Origin of the sequence: Kitasatospora sp. NPDC059599 (assembly GCF_042735125.1) — a bacterium.
Lineage (GTDB): Bacteria > Actinomycetota > Actinomycetes > Streptomycetales > Streptomycetaceae > Kitasatospora.
The window spans coordinates 16,046-33,967 of sequence record NZ_JBHWCL010000077.1 but is presented as its reverse complement, the minus strand read 5'-3'; the positions used below and the strand labels follow the sequence as shown (position 1 = coordinate 33,967).

The 17,922-nt window shown below is 73.6% G+C and carries 15 protein-coding genes; 11 read left to right on the top strand and 4 right to left on the bottom strand.

Features of this window, described 5'->3' with window-relative positions:
* Positions 1 to 146: 146 nt before the first annotated feature.
* Both ACFV04_RS25215 and ACFV04_RS25210 read right to left on the bottom strand, forming a co-directional pair.
* A complete protein-coding gene (locus ACFV04_RS25215) occupies positions 147 to 1,010 on the bottom strand; it encodes a peptidase (protein ID WP_380532526.1) in 864 nt (287 codons plus the stop codon).
* 2 nt (positions 1,011 to 1,012) lie between these two features.
* The gene (locus ACFV04_RS25210; RefSeq protein ID WP_380343264.1) at positions 1,013 to 2,341 is read right to left on the bottom strand and encodes a VWA domain-containing protein; all 1,329 of its coding nucleotides are present in this window, start codon (positions 2,339 to 2,341) and stop codon (positions 1,013 to 1,015) included.
* Between the two features lie 188 nt (positions 2,342 to 2,529).
* Between ACFV04_RS25210 and ACFV04_RS25205 the strand changes: the two genes are divergently transcribed.
* The 5 genes from ACFV04_RS25205 to ACFV04_RS25185 all read left to right on the top strand — a co-directional run bounded on the left by ACFV04_RS25205 (position 2,530) and on the right by ACFV04_RS25185 (position 7,521).
* The gene (locus ACFV04_RS25205; protein ID WP_380532523.1) at positions 2,530 to 3,402 is read left to right on the top strand and encodes an ATP-binding cassette domain-containing protein; all 873 of its coding nucleotides are present in this window, start codon (positions 2,530 to 2,532) and stop codon (positions 3,400 to 3,402) included.
* Entirely contained in the window at positions 3,399 to 4,085 is a 687-nt protein-coding gene (locus ACFV04_RS25200) for an ABC transporter (protein ID WP_380532520.1), read from the top strand. The genes ACFV04_RS25205 and ACFV04_RS25200 overlap by 4 nt, the downstream gene beginning before the upstream one ends.
* On the top strand, positions 4,082 to 4,219 hold the full coding sequence (locus tag ACFV04_RS25195) for a hypothetical protein (protein WP_380532518.1): 138 nt from the start codon (positions 4,082 to 4,084) through the stop codon (positions 4,217 to 4,219). The genes ACFV04_RS25200 and ACFV04_RS25195 overlap by 4 nt, the downstream gene beginning before the upstream one ends.
* 249 nt (positions 4,220 to 4,468) lie before the next feature.
* Positions 4,469 to 5,962, top strand: coding sequence for an amino acid permease (locus ACFV04_RS25190; protein ID WP_380343276.1), 1,494 nt, complete (start codon positions 4,469 to 4,471; stop codon positions 5,960 to 5,962).
* 128 nt (positions 5,963 to 6,090) lie between these two features.
* Complete coding sequence (locus ACFV04_RS25185; protein ID WP_380343278.1) at positions 6,091 to 7,521, top strand: glycosyltransferase family 87 protein; 1,431 nt, start codon at positions 6,091 to 6,093, stop codon at positions 7,519 to 7,521.
* 52 nt (positions 7,522 to 7,573) lie between these two features.
* On the opposite strand, the gene ACFV04_RS25180 is transcribed toward ACFV04_RS25185, so the two are convergent.
* Positions 7,574 to 9,337 (bottom strand): penicillin-binding transpeptidase domain-containing protein, encoded by a 1,764-nt coding sequence (locus ACFV04_RS25180; protein ID WP_360259269.1) that lies wholly within the window; start codon positions 9,335 to 9,337, stop codon positions 7,574 to 7,576.
* A gap of 214 nt (positions 9,338 to 9,551) precedes the next feature.
* Entirely contained in the window at positions 9,552 to 11,360 is a 1,809-nt protein-coding gene (locus tag ACFV04_RS25175; RefSeq protein WP_380532514.1) for a dolichyl-phosphate-mannose--protein mannosyltransferase, read from the bottom strand.
* A gap of 105 nt (positions 11,361 to 11,465) precedes the next feature.
* Between ACFV04_RS25175 and rsmI the strand changes: the two genes are divergently transcribed.
* The 6 genes from rsmI to ACFV04_RS25145 all read left to right on the top strand — a co-directional run bounded on the left by rsmI (position 11,466) and on the right by ACFV04_RS25145 (position 17,731).
* Positions 11,466 to 12,335, top strand: coding sequence for a 16S rRNA (cytidine(1402)-2'-O)-methyltransferase (rsmI, locus tag ACFV04_RS25170; RefSeq protein ID WP_380343282.1), 870 nt, complete (start codon positions 11,466 to 11,468; stop codon positions 12,333 to 12,335).
* 235 nt (positions 12,336 to 12,570) lie between these two features.
* Positions 12,571 to 12,996, top strand: a complete 426-nt coding sequence (locus ACFV04_RS25165; RefSeq protein ID WP_380343285.1) for a hypothetical protein — start codon at positions 12,571 to 12,573, stop codon at positions 12,994 to 12,996.
* An 84-nt stretch (positions 12,997 to 13,080) separates the two neighbouring features.
* Positions 13,081 to 14,703: a methionine--tRNA ligase gene (gene metG / locus ACFV04_RS25160; RefSeq protein WP_380532511.1), complete on the top strand. Its 1,623-nt coding sequence runs from the start codon at positions 13,081 to 13,083 to the stop codon at positions 14,701 to 14,703.
* Position 14,704: 1 nt separating this feature from the next.
* Positions 14,705 to 15,583: a TatD family hydrolase gene (locus tag ACFV04_RS25155; RefSeq protein ID WP_360259278.1), complete on the top strand. Its 879-nt coding sequence runs from the start codon at positions 14,705 to 14,707 to the stop codon at positions 15,581 to 15,583.
* Between the two features lie 214 nt (positions 15,584 to 15,797).
* Positions 15,798 to 16,814: a 16S rRNA (adenine(1518)-N(6)/adenine(1519)-N(6))-dimethyltransferase RsmA gene (gene rsmA, locus ACFV04_RS25150; protein ID WP_380532508.1), complete on the top strand. Its 1,017-nt coding sequence runs from the start codon at positions 15,798 to 15,800 to the stop codon at positions 16,812 to 16,814.
* Complete coding sequence (locus tag ACFV04_RS25145) at positions 16,811 to 17,731, top strand: 4-(cytidine 5'-diphospho)-2-C-methyl-D-erythritol kinase (RefSeq protein ID WP_380532505.1); 921 nt, start codon at positions 16,811 to 16,813, stop codon at positions 17,729 to 17,731. Before rsmA ends, ACFV04_RS25145 begins: the two co-directional genes overlap by 4 nt.
* The last annotated feature ends 191 nt before the right edge of the window (positions 17,732 to 17,922 follow it).

Sequence of the window (17,922 nt, the reverse complement as noted above, 5' to 3'; positions counted from 1 at the left end):
GGGCGGGCCCCCCCGGGGGGCCGGGGCGGGGCCCGCGGCGGGGGGGGGCCCCCCCCCCTCGGGGGGCCCCCCCCCCCCCCGCCCCCCCGGGCCGGGGCCCGGCCGGAGCATCGCTCCGGCCGGCCCTCTCGCCGTGCGGGGACCCGTCAGGGGCGGTCGGCGTACGAGCCGCTGTGGTGCGAGCCCTGGGGCGGGACGGTGCCGTGGTGGCCGGGCCGCCGCCCGTGCGGGTGACGGGTCAGGTGGTAGCCGAGGACGCCCGCCAGCGCGGCCAGGAAGCCGCCGCCGATCGTCCAGTACCAGCGGCTGTTCCAGCCGGAGAACCAGCCGGTGTACCAGTGCTCCTCCTCCGCGACCGGGGCGGCCGCCTTGGCGGTGCTCGCGCCGCCGCCGGCCGGCGGGACCAGCGGGGCCTTCAGCTCCCCGCCCTCCGGCTGGGCGTTGTCCGAGTCGCCCTTGGCGGCGACGTGCAGCCGGACGGAGGAGGCCAGGCCGAGGTCCGGCTGCGGGACGTCGGTGACCGACAGCCGCACGTAGTAGGTGCCGGGCAGCGGGTCTCCGGACCACGGCTCGGCCCAGGTGCGGACCTCGCGCAGGGTGCAGTCGAGCGCCAGCGTGGCGGTGCCCTGGTCGGCGGTGGCGTTCTGGGTGCCCGCGGTGCAGGCCTGGCGGCGGCGCAGCCCGTCGAAGACCTCGACGGACCAGGTCTGCGGGCCGTGCCGGTCGTTCGCGGGAGCCAGGTTGACGCTCAGGCTGACCGTCGGGGTCTGCCCCTCGGAGGCGCCGAACGCCCAGTACAGGTAGTCACCGGTGGAGACGGCGACGTTGGCGTCCTGGTTGGGGGAGAGGTTGACCGCGGTCAGGAACGAGGTGCCGGCCTTGGTGGCCGGGGCCGGGGTGCCGCTCGCGCTGGCCGAGGGGGACGGCGCGGCCGAGGCGGCCGGCGCGCCCAGGGCGAGGGCGGGCAGCAGGGCGAGGGCGGCGAAGGCGCCGCGGATCATCGTACGCATGGTCAGTTCTCCCGCCAGACGGCGATCCGCCACCGTGCGATCCAGCCGAACAGCAGACCGCAGACCAGGCCGGCGAGGGTGAGGGTGAGCAGCAGGATCCAGCCGCGGCCGAGGCCCATCGCGGCGCCCTCGGGGGCGGGCGAGGAGGAGGCCAGGTCCACGGTCAGCTCCAGCGGCAGGCCGGGGTCGGCCTGCACGCCGGCCTGCGGGGCCAGCGAGTTGCTGACGACCAGGCAGACGGCGGTCTCCGGCTTCTCCTTCGGGTCCTTCGAGGCGGAACCCGGGCTCGCGGTGACGTAGCCCTTGGAGTCGGCGGTGGACCAGCGCAGGCCAGTGGAGATCACGTCGGTGCGGCTGCTGCCGGCGTCGGTGCCGCGGACCAGCTCCTGGCCGGCGGCGCTGGTGGCCTGCAGCAGGACGCCGTAGTCCCGGGCCACCGGGCGGTCCAGCGCGACGCTGACCGAGGCACGCAGCTCCTGGCCGGCCTTGACCGGGACCTTGTAGACGCGGTGCTCGGAGAACTTCTCGCGGTCGGTGTAGACGCCCGGGGCGAGCACCGGGGCGCTCTCGCACTTGTCGGTGCCGGAGGTCTTGACCGGCGTCACCGTGTAGGTGTCGTTGGAGCGGTCGACCAGCTGCTTCACCTTGTCGGTGAGCTGCTCCTGGGTGCGCACGTCGGTGTAGGTGCCGCCGGTCGCGTTGGCGATGCAGAGCAGCTGCTGGCGGGTCTTGTCGTCGTGGGCCAGGCCGAGGGTGTCGACCACCAGGTGGATGCCCTGGGAGGCGAGTTCGCGGGCGACGTCACAGGGGTCGGGCGGGGTGCAGGTGTCCTCGCCGTCGGTGATCAGCACCACCCGGCGGGTGGTCTCGCCCTTGCCGAGGTCCTGGGCGGCGCCGCGCAGGGCCAGGCCGATCGGGGTCCAGCCGGTGGGCCGCAGGGTGGCGACGGCGGTCTTCGCCTCGACCTTGTTGGTCTTGCCGACCGGGAACAGCTGCTTGGTGTCCTGGCAGCCCTGGACCTTGTCGTTGCCGGGGTAGGTCGCGCCCAGGGTGCGGATGCCGAACTCGGTCTCCGCGGGCAGCGCGTCGATCACCTCGTTCAGCGACTGCTGGGCCACCGAGATGCGGCTCTTGCCCTGGATGTCGGTGGCGGTCATGGAGCCGCTGACGTCCAGGATCAGGTCGACCCGGGGGGCCTCCTTGGGGGCGGGGGCGCCGGCTGATGGTTCGTCGGCGTGGGCGGGCAGGCCGAGGAGCAGCGAGGCGCCCGTTATCGCCAGGGCGCCCAGCAGGCTGCCGAGCCTGGTCTGTGGTCGTCGTCCGGTAGTCACCCGGCCGATCCTAGGGATCATCAGTTCGCCATGGCGAAACGGGACCGGATCGTGCACCCACCGACACCGGTGCGACCTCCGGCGCGACCTCGGGCGTGAACTCCGGCTCACGGCAGCGCAGTCCGGGCTCACGGCGGCCTTACACGTGGTGGATAGCCTTCTGGGTCGGTGGACGGATCGGGGGTCGCATGGAGCTGACGGCGGTCGGGAAGCGGTACGGGCGCGGCGGGCGGTGGATCCTGCGCGGGGTCGATCTGTCCGCCGGCCCCGGGGAGTTGGTGCGGATCGCGGGGGCGAACGGGAGCGGCAAGTCGACGCTGCTGCGGCTGGCCGCCGGGATCGAGCGGCCGAGCGCGGGCCGGGTGGCACGGCCCGGCCCGACGGCGTACGTACCCGAACGCTTCCCGCCGGCGTTGCCGTTCGACGTCGTCTCGTACCTGGTGCGGGTCGGCCGGGTGCACGGCCTGTCGGCGGATCGGGCACGGCGGCGGGCGGGGGAGTGGCTGGACCGGTTCGGCATCGCGGACCGGGCGGGCACCCCGCTGAGCCGGTTGTCCAAGGGCACCTGCCAGAAGGTCGCGGTCGCCCAGGCGCTGATGGCCGAGGCCCGGGTGCTGCTGCTGGACGAGGCCTGGACCGGCCTGGACCCGCAGGCCCGGGCGGTGCTGGACGAAGCGGCCGCCGAACGGGCGGCGACGGGCGGCACGGTGCTGTTCGTCGACCACGACCCGGCCCGGCTGGAGGGACTCACCAGCGCGGCGTACCTGGTCGGCGCGGACGGCGCGCTGCGGCCCGCCGAGGACGCGACGGCGGTGCCGGCGCGGGGCGGTCCGGTGATGGAGGTCGAGGTGGACGTCCCGGACGGCGCCCCGCTGCCGGACCGGCTGCCGGGAGCGCCGGAGCGCACCGCGCTGGCCGGGACGGCGGTGCGGCTGGCGGTGCCGGCCGCGCACTCGGACGCGCTGCTGCGCCGGCTGCTGCTGGGCCGCCCGGCGGTCCGGGTGCTGGCGGTGCGGGCGTGCGGGGAGACGGGGCCGGGGACGAGCGAGGGGGAACGGTGACGGGGCAGGTCGGCCCGCTGGCGCGGTACCACCTGGAGCTGCTGCTGCGTTCGCACGCGTGGCTGCCGCCCTTCCTGACGTACGTGCTGCTGCTGGTGATCGGGGTGCAGGCGGGGGACCCGCTGCTGGGCAGCCTCGGCCTCGGCGCGGGGCTGCTGCTGCCGGTGAGCGCCTGGTGCGTCCGCGGCGCACTGGCCGCGGAGCCGCCGTCCTCGCGGGCCTGCCTGGTCGCGGCGGCGGGGCCGGCCCGGGTGCACCTCGGCGCGTTGCTGGCGGCGCTGACGGTCTCGCTGGTGCTGGCGGTCGGGCAGGTGCTGGCGGTGTGGTGGACCGCCGGGCCGGTGGCGAACCGGGGCGCGACGGCGCAGCCGGAGGTCGGCTCGGCACTGCTGGCCGGGCTGCTGGCTTCGGTGGTCTGCGCGCTGCTCGGGGTGTCGGCCGGGGCGCTGGCCGACCGGCCGGTGCTGGTCCGCGGGCCGTACGGCATCCCGGTGGCGCTGACGCTGGCCACGCTGCTGCTGGTGGTGCCGGTCTCGCCGGCCAACGCGGCGGTGCGCGGCCTGGTGGAGGCGGCCCGGACGGGCCGGGTCGCGGTGCCGTGGGTGCAGCTGCTGCTCGCCGTGGCGCTGCTGGCCGCCTGCTGCGCGGGCGTCGCGGCGCTGGCGGGGCGGCGGCCGGAGTGAGCGGAGCGGAGCGGGCGGGGTCGGCGCTGGTGGCGGCGGTGGCGGTGGCGGACGGTGACGCCTCGGACGGCCCGGGTGGCGGCCCGGCTGCGCCGCTCGCCCGCTCGGTGGTGCGGGCGGCGCTCGGCCGATGACCCCCGTGACCGCTCTGAGCTGCTGCTTTATCGGGTCAACGGTCGATGCGCCGTTTGCGAAGTGTCCGGTTTGTACATCAATATGTGCCGATTTGGACAATGCGCGTACCCGGACTGTTCGTTTGCGACACTGGTGCTTTCGCCGGGTACTGTCCCATCTTTGTTCGGTTGGTCCACAATGACACCCCCTCGGGGGGATCGGGCGACCAGCCGTCAGGACACCCTCCCCCGCCCAGAAGGACCGCCGTTTTGGCCAGCAACACCCTCGGTGCGCGTCTGCTGCGACGCAAGCCCGTCTCGACCCTGATCGCGGAGAGCGAGGGGCGTGACGCCCTTCCGGCCGGCGCGCCCGAGGAGGGCGGCCGCTCCGGCATCCACCTGCGCCGCTCGATCGGCCTCTGGCAGCTGTCCTCGATCGGCATCGGCGCCACCATCGGCACCGGCATCTTCTTCGTGCTGAACACCGCGGTGCCCTCGGCCGGCCCGGCCGTCATCCTGTCCTTCGTGATCGCCGCGATCACCGCCGGACTCACCGCGCTCTGCTACGCCGAGATGGCGTCCGCGATCCCGGTCTCCGGCTCCTCGTACTCCTACGCCTACGCCACCCTCGGCGAGGGCGTGGCCTTCGGCGTCGGCATCTGCCTGCTGATGGAGTACGGCGTCTCCGCCTCCGCGATCGCGGTCAGCTGGGCGGAGTACCTGAACAAGTTCCTCGACCTGGCCTTCGGGGTCAAGATCCCCGAGGCACTGTCCGGCGCGCCCGACGGCACCCACTGGTTCAACCTGCCGGCGCTGCTGCTGGTCGCCATGGTCTGCGTCCTGCTGATCCGCGGCGTGAGCGAGTCGGTCAAGGTCAACGCGGTGATGGTCGGGATCAAGATCCTCATCCTGATCCTCTTCGTCGGCGTCGCGCTGACCGGCTTCCACTCCGGCAACCTGACCCCGTTCATGCCGCTCGGCATCGGCGGCGTGCAGGTCGCCGCCTCCAGCATCTTCTTCTCCTTCATCGGCCTGGACGCCGTGTCCACCGCCGGTGAGGAGGTCAAGAACCCGCGCCGCACCCTGCCGATGGCGATCATGATCTCGCTGGTCGTCGTCACCCTGCTCTACATCCTGGTCGCGCTCGCCGGCATCGGCGCCCAGCCCTGGAACAAGTTCGACGGCCAGGAGGCCGGCCTCGCCCAGATCCTGCAGGACATCACCGGCCAGACCTGGCCCGCGATGGTCTTCGCGATCGGCGCGATCATCTCGATCTTCAGCATCACCCTCGTGGTGATCTACGGCCAGACCCGCATCCTGTACTCGATGGGCCGCGACGGCATGCTGCCCAAGCGCTTCGCCGAGCTCTCCCCGCGCACCGGCACCCCGATCTGGAACACCATCGTGGTCGGCGTCGGCGTGGGCGCGCTGGCCGCGTTCGTCCCGCTGAACGTCCTGGCCGACATCACCAGCCTCGGCACCCTCATCGCCTTCTCGGTGGTCTCGATCGGCGTGATCGTGCTGCGCCGCACCCAGCCCGACCTGCCGCGCGGCTTCCGGGTGCCCGGCTACCCGGTCGTCCCGCTGCTCAGCGTGGCCTTCTGCATCTACCTGATCACCGGCCTGCACGCCGACACCTTCCGGGCCGGCGGGATCGCCCTCGCCGTCGCCGTGGTCGTCTACTTCGGCTACAGCGTCAAGCACTCGCGGCTGGAGCAGGCCGAGCAGCCGGAGGCCGTTCCGGCCGACCGCACCGCCGACTGACCCCCAGGCGAATCCGACGTGAAGGGCCGCCGACCGACAGGACACCCGGCGGCCCTTTTCGTGCCGTCACCCGCCCAGTGCCCGACGCCATGGCGACAGGGCCGGGCCCGCACCCATAACCTTCCACCATGGTGAGCACCCGCACGCCCGGCTTCTCCCGCCCGCGCGGCCGCTTCACCGGCCGCCGCAGAACGCCGGCCCAGACCTTCGCGACCGAAACGTCGTCCGGATCAGGACGACCCCCGAGAGGCTTCTCGACCCGGCCGTTCCCCCGCCAGCGTGGCGAGAGCACGTTTCCGCCCACGCCCGATCGGCTGAATCCCGCCACGCTCGCCGGTCTCGCCTCGATGCGGACCGTCCAACTGCTCGGCTGCCTGATCGCGGCCGGCTGGGCCGCCGCCTTCCCGCTCGTCTCCGACCTGGCCAACCAGCGGCAGTGGGGCCTGATCGCGGCCCCCGCCTACGCCCTGGCCGGACTGCTCTGCCTGACCCTGCCGCGCCGCTTCGCGGCCCGTGCCGCCGCCGCGGTGGCCCTCGTCGGCGCCGTGCTCCTGCCGCTCGGACTGCTCGCCCTGCACGGCCGCCACCAGTCCGAGGTCATGGTGGTCGAACGCTCGGCCCACCTGCTGCTCACCACCGGTGACGTCTACCTGCCGCACCCGGTGGTGGTCACCGACTACAACCCGTACCTGCCGGCGATGGCCCTGTTCGGGCTGCCGCGCCAGCTGCTCGGCGACTCCACCGCCTTCGCCAGGGTCGCCGGGGACGCCCGGATCTGGTTCGCCCTGACCTTCTTCGTCTGCCTGCTGGCCGCCTGGCGGCTGCTGCGCCCCTCCCGCCCCGGCGGCGACCCGCGCGCGCCGCTGCTTCCGCTGGCCGTCCTCACCGCCTCGCCGCTGATAGCGCTCGCCCTGGTGGTCGGCGGGGTGGACCTGCCGCTGATCGGCGTCTGCTGCCTCGCCATGGCGCTCGCCGAGCGGGACCGCACCGTCGGCGCCGGACTGGTGCTCGCCCTCGCCTGCACCCTGAAATGGACGGCCTGGCCCGCGCTGCCCGTCGCCGTCCTGCTGCTCTGGCGGCTCTACGGCCGCCGGCCCGCCGCCCGCACCGCGCTGATCGGGACCGGGGTGAGCGTGGCGGTGATCCTGCCCTCCGTCCTGACCCAGGCGGACGCGCTGCGCGAGCAGGTGGTGCGCTTCCCGCTCGGGATGACCGCGATCCGCACCCCGGCGGGCAGCCCGCTGCCCGGCAAGGTGCTGGCCGGGTTCGGGCCGACCGGGCACACCATCTCGCTCGCCCTGATGACCGTGGCCCTGATCGGTGTGGCGATCTGGCTGCTGGCCCGGCCGCCGGTCTCCGCGATCGCCGCCGCCGACCTGCTGGCTGCCGGGCTCGCGATCGCCTTCATGCTCGCCCCGGCCGGGCGGTTCGGGTACCTGGCGCTGCCCGTGGTCCTGGTGATCTGGCCCCGGCTGGCGGCCCGGCGCTGGAGCAGCCGGCGCCCGGCCCCGCCCGGCCTGGTGCCGGACGTGCCGGAGCCCGCCCTGCCGCGAGGCTGAGCGGGCTCCGTGAGCGGGCGGGCCGGTGCCGGGGAGGCGTCCGGGGACGGCCTCAGCGGCCGGCGGCGGCCTTCAGGATGCCGGCCACCGCCGGGCCGGCCGCGTCGACGCCGTGGCCGCCGCCCTGGACCTCGGCGGCCACCGCGATGTTGCCGCGGAACGCGGTGAACCAGCTGTTGGTGGTGGACGCGCCCTGGACCTCGGCGGAGCCGGTCTTGGCGCCCGCGTTGTCGGTGATCCCGGCCATCACCTGGCTGGCCGTGCCGCCGACGGCGGTGGCGTTCATCATCGCGCGCAGCTTGCCGGCGACGTCCGGCGAGATCTGGCGGGCCGCGGCCTGCTGCGGCAGCCCGGCGACCAGGATCGGCTGCTTGAACGCCCCGCTCTGGACGGTGGCGGTGATCGAGGCGATGGCCAGCGGGTTCATCTGGACCTTGCCCTGGCCGATGTAGTTCATGGCCTGCTCGTCCTTGCTGCCCGGCGTCGCCGGGATCTTGCCGTCGGCGTTCGGCAGGCCGGTCTTCCACTCCAGGCCGATGCCGAACACGTCCTTGGCCGTGCCGGACAGCGTCTCCGGCTTGAGGCTGGTCAGGCCCTGGTTGATGAAGGCCGTGTTGCAGGACACCATGAAGTCCTGCTGGAGCGTGTTGTTCGGGAAGGCGCCCGGGAAGTCGTTCGGGATCGCGACCGCGTTGCTGCTCTTCTCCGGGCAGGCCACCACGGTGTCCGGGTTGATCCCGGCCTCCAGCAGCGCCGCCGAGGTGACGATCTTCATCGTCGAGCCCGGCGCGAGCAGCCCGGTGAAGGCCCGGTTCTGACCGATGGAGGGCGAGTTGGCGAAGGCCAGCACCTGGCCGGTGCTCGGCTCGATCGCCACGACCGAGCCGGGCTTGCCGCCCAGGTCGGTCATCGCCTTCTCGGCGGCGGCCTGGACGGTGTTGTCGATGGTCACCTTGAACGGCTTGCCGGGCTTGGGCTCGACGATGGTGAACAGCTTGTCCGAGGGGCCCTTGCCGGCCGGGTCGTTGATCACCACGGCCTTGCCCGCGTCCTGGTCCCTGGTCGGGTCCGGCGGGAGCAGCTTCTGGGAGTTCTCCTGGACGCTGTTCATCAGCGCCGCGGTGAGCGAGGCGGCCTGCAGCTGCTTGCCGTTGCGGTCGACCACGGTGGACGGCGGGGCGAAGACCGGCTGGGTGGCGATGGTCTCGTTGCCGGACAGGTGCGGGTGGATCACCGACGGCGCCCAGTGCACGGCCGGGGTGTTGTCGCTCATCTTCACGACGCCGAGGAAGCCCTGGTAGTCCCAGGCGCGGCTGGTGCCCTCGAACTCGGCACGGGCCTTGAAGCTCATCAGCGTGCCGGTGGGCCCGGGCGCGGCGGTGGCGGACGGCGAGTCGGTGGCGCCCGGGGCGCCGGCCGACGGCGTCGCGGAGGCGCCGGCGGTGGGCTTGGCCGGAGCCGGGGTGCCGGTGGCGGCGGAGAAGACCTGCTGGGTGGTCGGACCGGTCGGGGTGAGGGTCAGCGCGCTCGGCTTCACCTGGTCCTTGAACGCGGTCAGCGCGGTGGTGGCGGCGGCCGGGTCGTCGGTCAGCGAGGCCGCCTTGGCGATGTCGCCGGCCGCCCAGGCCGCCAGGAAGTCCTTCGCGCCGGCCGCCGCCTGGTCGGCCGAGGGCGGCTCGGCGACCACCGTGCGGGCCTTCGCGCCCCCGGACCCGGAGTCCGAGCCGCCCATCAGGCTGTACGCGGCGTAGCCGCCGCCCGCGAGGACGACGATGGACACGCCGGTGATGATGCCGATCTTCGCGCCACTGCGCATGGTGCAGTTCCCCCAGGGGTCTCGCGGCCGGGCGCAACCGGCCGGGGCCGGAAACGCGGTACGCCCCCACCCTAGGCAGCCGGAATCGGTGCGCCGACGAAACGCCCGGGACTTGTGACGGATCTGGTACGTGTCGTGCACCGCATACGGACGAAACGCGGGGACGCGGTGTGCGCCGGAGCGCGGGCGGGGCACCCGGCGGCGGACCCGGCCGTCAGATCCAGGTGTTGAACCACATCCGGCGGCGCCAGTCGTCCAGCGGGATGGTCTGGCCGGTGAAGAGCGGGAAGAAGAACAGGAAGTTCCAGACGATCAGCAGCACCAGCAGGCCGGCCGCCGCGGAGCCGATGATCCGGCGGTCCCGGGAGGCGTCGGCGGGGCCGATCAGGGCGCCGATCAGCATCGTCACCGCGAGCACCAGGAACGGGACGAAGACCACCGCGTAGAACAGGAAGATCGTCCGCTGCTGGTAGGCGAACCAGGGCAGGTAGCCGGCGGCCAGGCCGCACAGCAGCGCGCCGGCCCGCCAGTCCCGCCGGAACGCCCAGCGCCACAGGCAGTAGACCAGGGCCACCACGGCCGTCCACCAGAGCAGCGGGGTGCCGATGCCCAGCACCTCGCGGGCGCAGTCGGCGACGGTGCAGCCGGCCTGGCCCTGCTTGGGGGACTCGTAGTAGAAGGACACCGGCCGGCCCAGCACCAGCCAGGACCACGGGTTGGACTGGTAGGTGTGCGGGTCGCTCAGGTGGGTGTGGAACTCGTAGACCGTCGTGTGGTAGTGCCACAGGGCGCGCAGGCCCTCGGGTATCCACGGGAAGTCGGTGGAGCGGCCGACCGCCCAGTCCCGGCCCCAGCCGCCCTTCCCCGGGGCGTTGCTGCTGGCGAACCAGCCCCACCAGGACGCGACGTAGACCGCGATCGGGAGCACGACGAGCGAGACGAAGCCCGGTGCCACGTCCCGGGCGAGCACCGCACGGTACGGGCGCGGGGCGCCGGCCAGGCGGCGGGCGCCGACGTCCCAGAGCACGGACATCAGGCCGAACGCCGCCATCACGTACAGGCCGCTCCACTTGGTGGCGCAGGTCAGGCCGATGCAGACGCCGGCCGCGATCCGGTACGGGCGCCAGCCCAGGCCCAGCCGCTGGGCGAGCTCCGGGTCCGCCACCCCGCCCAGCCGTTCGGCGAGCAGCCCCCGGGTGCGGTCGCGGTCCAGCAGCAGGAAGCCGAAGGCGGCGACGATCCAGAACATCACCACCAGGTCCAGCAGCGCGGCCCGGCTGAGCACCAGGTGCAGGCCGTCCACCGAGAGCAGCAGGCCGGCCACGCAGCCCAGCAGGGTCGAGCGGAACATCCGGCGGGCGATCCGGGCCAGCATCAGCACCGACAGGGTGCCGAGCAGGGCCACCGCGAAGCGCCAGCCGAAGGGGTTCATGCCGAACAGCTGCTCACCCGCGCCGATGATCCACTTGCCCACCGGCGGATGGACCACGTACGAGGGCGCCGCCCGGTACGGGACGGCCGCGCCGGGCGTCATGATCGTCGTGTTGGCGTCCTCCGGCCAGCTGATCTCGTAGCCGCCGTGCCAGAGCGCGTAGGCGTCCTTCGCGTAGTACGTCTCGTCGAAGATGATCGCGTGCGGCTGGCCGAGGTTCGTGAAGCGCAGGATCCCGGCGAACACCGCCACCGCGACCGGGCCCAGCCAGCCCGCCCAGCGGCACAGGAAGACCCACAGGCCCTGCGGCAGGGAGAAGCCCAGGCGCAGCAGCAGCGGCGACTGCGGCACGTCGCGCGGGGTCACCCGGGGGCCGTCAGGCATCGGCGGCACCAGGCGCTCGGCCAGCGGCACCGTCGGGCGGGCGCGGTAGCCGTGGCCGGCCAGGCGCTCCCGCCACGTGGGGGCCGCGGGGACGGCGGGGGCGGCGGGTGCGGCGGACCCCGCCGGGCGGGGTGACGGCACACCGACGCCGCCCCGCGCGGAGTGGTCCGTACCCGTGGGCGTCTGCGCCGCCGTGTCGCCGTTCATCCGCCACATCGTAGGGGCGCTCTTCGTACGCGTGTCCGCTCCCTCGGAAGCTGCCCGAATCGTCACCAAAAGCCCCGCGCGGCGGCAGCTGGAAGGATGGGGCCCGTGACAGGAGTACTCGTTCTCGCAGGCACCCCCATCGGCGACGTCTCGGACGCCCCGCCCCGACTGGTCAACGAACTGGCCACGGCGGACGTCATCGCGGCGGAGGACACCCGGCGGCTGCGCCGGCTCACCCAGGCACTCGGGGTGACCCCGGCCGGCCGGGTCGTCTCGTACTTCGAGGGCAACGAAGTCGGCCGCACCCCCGAACTGGTCGACGCGCTGCTCGGCGGCGCCCGGGTGCTGCTGGTCACCGACGCCGGCATGCCCTCGGTCTCCGACCCCGGCTACCGGCTGGTCGCCGCGGCCGTCGAGGCCGGCGTCAAGGTCACCGCGGTGCCCGGGCCGTCCGCGGTGCTCACCGCGCTCGCACTGTCCGGCCTGCCCGTCGACCGCTTCACCTTCGAGGGCTTCCTGCCGCGCAAGACCGGCGACCGGGCCCGGCAGCTCGCCTCGGTCGCCGCCGAACCGCGCACCATGGTCTTCTTCGAGGCGCCGCACCGCATCGCCGAGGCGCTGGCCGCGATGGCCGAGGCGTTCGGACCGGAACGTCCCGCCGCCGTCTGCCGCGAGCTCACCAAGACCTACGAGGAGGTCAAGCGCGGTCCGATCGGCGAACTGGCGGCCTGGGCCGCCGACGGCGTCAGGGGCGAGATCACCGTCGTCGTCGCCGGAGCCCCGCCGGCCGCGCCGCAGGAGCTGACCCCGGCCGAGCTGGCCCGGCTCGTGGCCGTGCGCGAGGAGGCGGGGGAGCGGCGCAAGGAGGCCATCGCGGCCGTCGCGACCGAGCTCTCGCTGCCCAAGCGGGAGGTCTTCGACGCCGTCGTGGCGGCCAAGAAGGAGGGCCTGGACGCGGCTCCGAAAAAGGGGTGAATTCCGGGGGTTGCGTTGCGCACGGGTAGTCGTACCTTGGAGGGAAGGCCCCGGTAAACACCCGCTGAGCTGAAGTTTCGGTCGCGGTTTTCGGTCCCTGGGAGGCCCTTCGTATAGGGCTTCCCAACCCGCATCCAATTCTTCACAAGCGGGGCATCGGCCGAGGCGGTCCGGGCATTTCCTGAAAGGGAAAGACCCAGCCGGGCGAGCGCCCGGCGGGCGCTGGGAGACGGCTATGAGCGAGATCGTCGGTAGCCCCCGCAGTGGCAACGCACTGAGCACCGCAGGCCTGGCCGGCCGCGGGCACACTCCCGTCGAGACCGTACGGGAGGCCTACTCCTTCGCGTGCCTGCGCTGCGGGTACGGCTGGGAGCAGGCGTACGACATCGAGCACCACGTGGCCAAGGACGGGCACGTCGTCTTCGAGTACCACGCCAACGGCGTCCGGGTGCCGTCCCCGCTGCTCAAGCCGACCTGCCCCGGGTGCGGTGGCCACACCGTCCGGATCATGCGCGAGGGCCGGGTGTCCTCCGCCGAACAGCCCTGGCACCACGCCCCCGGCTTCTCGGCGCACGCCGAGCCGGCCGGGCCGCTCCCGGCGCCCGAGCCCGACAAGCCGCGCGGACGCTGGGCCCGGTTCTGGTCGCGGCTGCTGGGCTGACACCGAGGACGCGGGAAGGACCGCCCCCGGCCGGGGAACAACTCGGTCGAGGGCGGTGCGCGTGCCCGACTAAGCTTTCCGACCATGGCGGCCACTGCAGACCACAGCACCACCGGGGCGAGCGCCCCGGCGTACTACGTTTCCACCCCGATCTACTACGTCAACGATCGCCCCCACCTGGGCCACGCGTACACCACCGTGGCGGGCGACGTCCTCACCCGCTGGCACCGCCAGCGCGGCGAGAAGGTGTGGTACCTGACCGGCACCGACGAGCACGGTCAGAAGATCATGCGGACCGCCGAGGCGAACGGCGTCAGCCCGCAGGAGTGGTGCGACAAGCTGGTCGAGGAAGCCTGGAAGCCGCTCTGGGAGCACCTGGAGATCGCCAACGACGACTTCATCCGCACCACCCAGCAGCGCCACACCGACCGCGTGCAGGAGTTCGTCCAGGACCTGTACGACAAGGGCGAGATCTACAAGGGCGGCTACTCCGGCCCCTACTGCGTCGGCTGCGAGGAGTACAAGCTCCCCAACGAGCTGCTCGACGGCGCGGCCGAGGACGAGAAGCTCTGCCCGATCCACAAGAAGCCGGTGGAGTGGCTGGAGGAGGAGAACTACTTCTTCCGCCTGTCGGCCTACGGCGAGAAGCTGCTGGAGTTCTACGCCGAGAACCCCGGCTTCATCGCCCCCGAGTCCGCCCGCAACGAGGTGCTGCGCTTCGTCGAGCAGGGCCTGCAGGACCTCTCGATCTCCCGCTCCACCTTCAACTGGGGCGTACCGCTGCCCTGGGACGAGAAGCACGTCCTCTACGTGTGGGTCGACGCGCTGCAGAACTACATCACCGCGGCCGGCTACGGCAGCGACCCGGAGCGCTTCGCCGAACTGTGGCCCGCCTCCGTCCACCTGGTCGGCAAGGACATCCTCCGCTTCCACGCCGTCATCTGGCCCGCCATGCTGATGGCCGCCGGACTGCCGCTGCCCAAGCGCGTCGTGGCCAACGGCTGGCTGATGGTCGGCGGCGAGAAGATGTCCAAGTCCAACCTGACCGGCATCGCGCCCACCGACCTGACCTCGCACTTCGGCGTGGACGCCTACCGCTACTACTTCCTGCGGGCGATCCCGTTCGGCACGGACGGCTCGTTCTCCTGGGAGGACTTCACCGCCCGCTACACCTCCGAACTCGCCAACGACTTCGGCAACCTGGCCTCCCGGGTCGCCGCGATGGTCGGCAAGTACTTCGGCGGGGTGCTGCCGGCCTCCGCCGCCCCCGGCGACGCCGAACAGGCCGTCGCCGACGGGCTGACCAAGGCCGTCGCGACCGCCGACCGGAAGATCGGCGAGGAGCTGGACTTCGCCGGCGGCCTCGCGGCGATCTTCGAGTTCGTCAAGCAGGTCAACGGCTACATCACCGAGCAGGAGCCCTGGAAGGTCGCCAAGGACGACTCGGAGGAGGGCCGGGCGCGCCTCGCGACCATCCTCTACACCGCCGCCGAGTCGCTGCGCGCCACCGCCGTCCTGCTCAACCCGGTGATGCCGTCCACCGCCGAGAAGCTGTGGGACTCGCTGGGCGCCGACGCCGCCGGACTGGGCGCGCTCCCCGCGCAGACCGTCGCCACCGCCGCCGACTGGGGCCGGCTCCCCGCCGGCGCCACCGTCACCAAGGGCGAGATCCTCTTCCCGCGCCTCGAAGAGAAGCCGGCCGCCTGACGTGGCCGCCAAGGACGACGACCGGTCGACCCCGCCGCCGCTGCCGGAACCCCTGGCCGTGGCGGTGGCCGACTCGCACACCCACCTCGACATGCAGTCCGGCACCCCGGCCGAAGGCCTGGCCCGCGCCGCCTCGGTCGGGGTCACCACGGTGGTCCAGGTGGGCTGCGACGTGCCCGGCTCGCGCTGGGCCGCCGAACTGGCGGCCCAGTACGAACAGGTGCACGCGGCCGTCGCCCTGCACCCCAACGAGGCGCCGCGGATCTTCCTCGGCGACGCGGACGGCTGGTCCGGGCAGCAGCGCACCGCCGGCGGCGCCGCCGCCCTCGACGAGGCGCTCGCCGAGATCGACCGGCTCGCCGCCCTGCCCCAGGTCCGGGCGGTCGGCGAGACCGGCCTCGACTACTTCCGCACCGGGCCCGAGGGCGTGGAGATCCAGAAGGAATCGTTCCGCCGCCACATCGACATGGCCAAGCGGCACGGCAAAGCCCTCGTCATCCACGACCGGGACGCCCACCAGGACGTCATCGACGTCCTGCTCGCGGAAGGCGCCCCGGAACGGACCGTCTTCCACTGCTACTCCGGCGACGCCGAGATGGCCAAGACCTGCGCCGAGCACGGCTGGTACCTCTCCTTCGCCGGCCCGGTCACCTTCAAGGCCAACCAGCCGCTGCGGGACGCGCTGCTCGCCACCCCGCTCGACCGGATCCTGGTCGAGACCGACGCCCCCTTCCTCACCCCGCACCCCTACCGCGGCCGGCCCAACGCCCCGTACCTGATCCCGGTCACGGTGCGCTCGATGGCCGCCACGCTGGGGCTGCACGAGGACGAGCTGTCGGCGGCCGTCGCGGAGAACACGGCGCGGGCCTTCGGGTACTGACCGGGGTCGGTCGGGTCCGGTCGGGTCGGGTTCGGTTAAGTCCGGTCGGGTTGGGTCCGGTCGGGTTCGGTTAAGTCGGGTCGGGTCGGGTCGGGTTCGCTCAGGTCCGGTCGGGGAGCGAGGGGCGGCCGGTGCGTCGTCCGGGGCGGTGCCGGGAGCCGCTGTCCGGGTCGACGCGTCCGGACGGCGACCCCCGCGCCCGTATCCTTGGCGCGTGAGCACCACCGACCCCACCCCTGACAGCCACCTGCTGGGCGCCGCCGACATCCGGGAACTGGCGGCCGCGTTCGGCGTGAAGCCGACCAAGCAGCGCGGGCAGAACTTCGTCATCGACGGCAACACCGTGCGGCGGATCGTCCGGGCCGCCGACGTGACGGAGCAGGACGCGGTGGTGGAGGTCGGGCCGGGGCTCGGCTCGCTCACCCTCGCGCTGCTGGAGGTGGCGCGGCACGTCACGGCGGTCGAGATCGACCCGGTGCTGGCACAGCACCTGCCGGACACCGTCGCGGGCCGGATGCCGGCCAAGGCGGACGCCTTCGACCTGGTGTTCAGCGACGCCATGGAGGTCACCGAGCTGCCCGGGCCCGCCCCCACCGCGCTCGTCGCCAACCTCCCGTACAACGTGGCCGTGCCCGTCCTGCTGCACATGCTGGCGACCTTCCCCACCATCGAGCGGACCCTCGTCATGGTGCAGAGCGAGGTCGCCGACCGGCTCGCCGCCAAGCCGGGCAACAAGGTCTACGGCGTCCCCTCGGTCAAGGCCAACTGGTACGCCGACGTGAAGCGGGCCGGCGCCATCGGCCGGAACGTGTTCTGGCCCGCCCCCAACGTCGACTCCGGGCTGGTCTCGCTGATCCGCCGCGAGCCGCCGAAGACCAGCGCCAGCCGCGAGGAGGTGTTCGCGGTGGTCGACGCCGCGTTCGCCCAGCGGCGCAAGACCCTGCGCGCCGCACTGGCCGGCTGGGCCGGCTCCCCCGCCGCGGCCGAGCAGGCGCTCGCCGCCGCCGGGATCGACCACAAGCTGCGCGGCGAGATGCTGACGGTCGAGCAGTTCGCGGCGATCGCCGAGCACAAGCCGGCGAAGGACGGGACTGCGAAGGACGGGTCGGCGAAGGACGGGACTGCGAAGGACGGGTCGGCGAAGGAGCAGTCGGCGAGGTACCGGGCGGCGAAGGACGAGACCGCGACGGACCGGTCGGCGGAGGACGAGACCGCGAAGGACAGCGAGTGATCACCGTACGGGTGCCCGCGAAGGTCAACGTCCAGCTGGGGGTCGGCGGACTGCGCGCCGACGGCTTCCACGACCTGGCCAACGTGTTCTTCGCCGTCGCCCTCGGGGACGAGGTCGCCGCCACCCCCGCGGAAGGCGTCACCCTGACCTGCTCCGGACCGGACGCCGCCGCCGTCCCGCTGGACGACAGCAACCTCGCCGCCCGCGCCGCCCGGCTCCTCGCCGCCCACCACGGCATCGCCGCCCCCGGCGTGCACCTGCACATCGCCAAGGCCATTCCGGTGGCCGGCGGCATGGCCGGCGGCAGCGCCGACGGTGCGGCCGCCCTCGTCGCCTGCGACGCGCTGTGGCAGCTGGACACCCCGCTCGACACCCTGCTCGAACTCGCCGCGGAACTGGGCTCGGACGTGCCGTTCGCCCTCCTCGGCGGAGTCGCGCTCGGTCGCGGCCGGGGCGAGATCCTGGAACCGCTGGCCGTCGAGGGCACCTTCCACTGGGTCTTCGCCGTCGCCGACGGCGGCCTGTCCACCCCCGCCGTCTTCCGCGAGTGCGACAGGCTGCGCGAGCAGGCCGGCACCGGCTCCGGCGACACCGACGTCCCCACCCCCGACGCCGACCAGGCGCTGCTCGCCGCCCTCGCCGAAGGCGACGCCGTCGCCCTCGCCGACGCGCTCGCCAACGACCTCCAGCCCGCCGCGCTCTCGCTGCGCCCCTCGCTCGCGGACACCCTGCGGGCCGGCACCGAAGCAGGCGCGCTCGGGGCACTCGTCTCCGGCTCCGGACCCACCTGCGCCTTCCTCACCAAGGACGCCGACGCGGCCGCCGCCGTCGCCGAAGCCCTGCGCGCCTCCGGCACCTGCCGGACGGCCCACGCGACGTACGGGCCGGTGCCGGGGGCAGCCCTGCTGCCGCAGTAGCAGGACGCGCCCCGCGCGGCGCGTCGCCGGGACGGCAGTGCGGCGGGGGTGCCGCCGGGGTAGCAGTGCGGCGGGGGTGCCGCCGCGGTAGCAGTGCGGCGAGGGCGCCGCTGCGGGCCCATTAGGCTGGGGAGATCGGGGTCACCCGAGCCAGGGGCGGTGGTCCGCCCCGCGACCGCCGAACCCAGGAG

Coding starts and splice junctions, on each gene's coding strand:
- ACFV04_RS25215 (WP_380532526.1), bottom strand. CDS start 1,010: ATGCGTACGATGATCCGCGGCGCCTTCGCCGCCCTCGCCCTGCTGCCC.
- ACFV04_RS25205 (WP_380532523.1), top strand. CDS start 2,530: ATGGAGCTGACGGCGGTCGGGAAGCGGTACGGGCGCGGCGGGCGGTGG.
- ACFV04_RS25185 (WP_380343278.1), top strand. CDS start 6,091: ATGGTGAGCACCCGCACGCCCGGCTTCTCCCGCCCGCGCGGCCGCTTC.
- ACFV04_RS25180 (WP_360259269.1), bottom strand. CDS start 9,337: ATGCGCAGTGGCGCGAAGATCGGCATCATCACCGGCGTGTCCATCGTC.
- ACFV04_RS25175 (WP_380532514.1), bottom strand. CDS start 11,360: ATGAACGGCGACACGGCGGCGCAGACGCCCACGGGTACGGACCACTCC.
- ACFV04_RS25165 (WP_380343285.1), top strand. CDS start 12,571: ATGAGCGAGATCGTCGGTAGCCCCCGCAGTGGCAACGCACTGAGCACC.
- metG (WP_380532511.1), top strand. CDS start 13,081: ATGGCGGCCACTGCAGACCACAGCACCACCGGGGCGAGCGCCCCGGCG.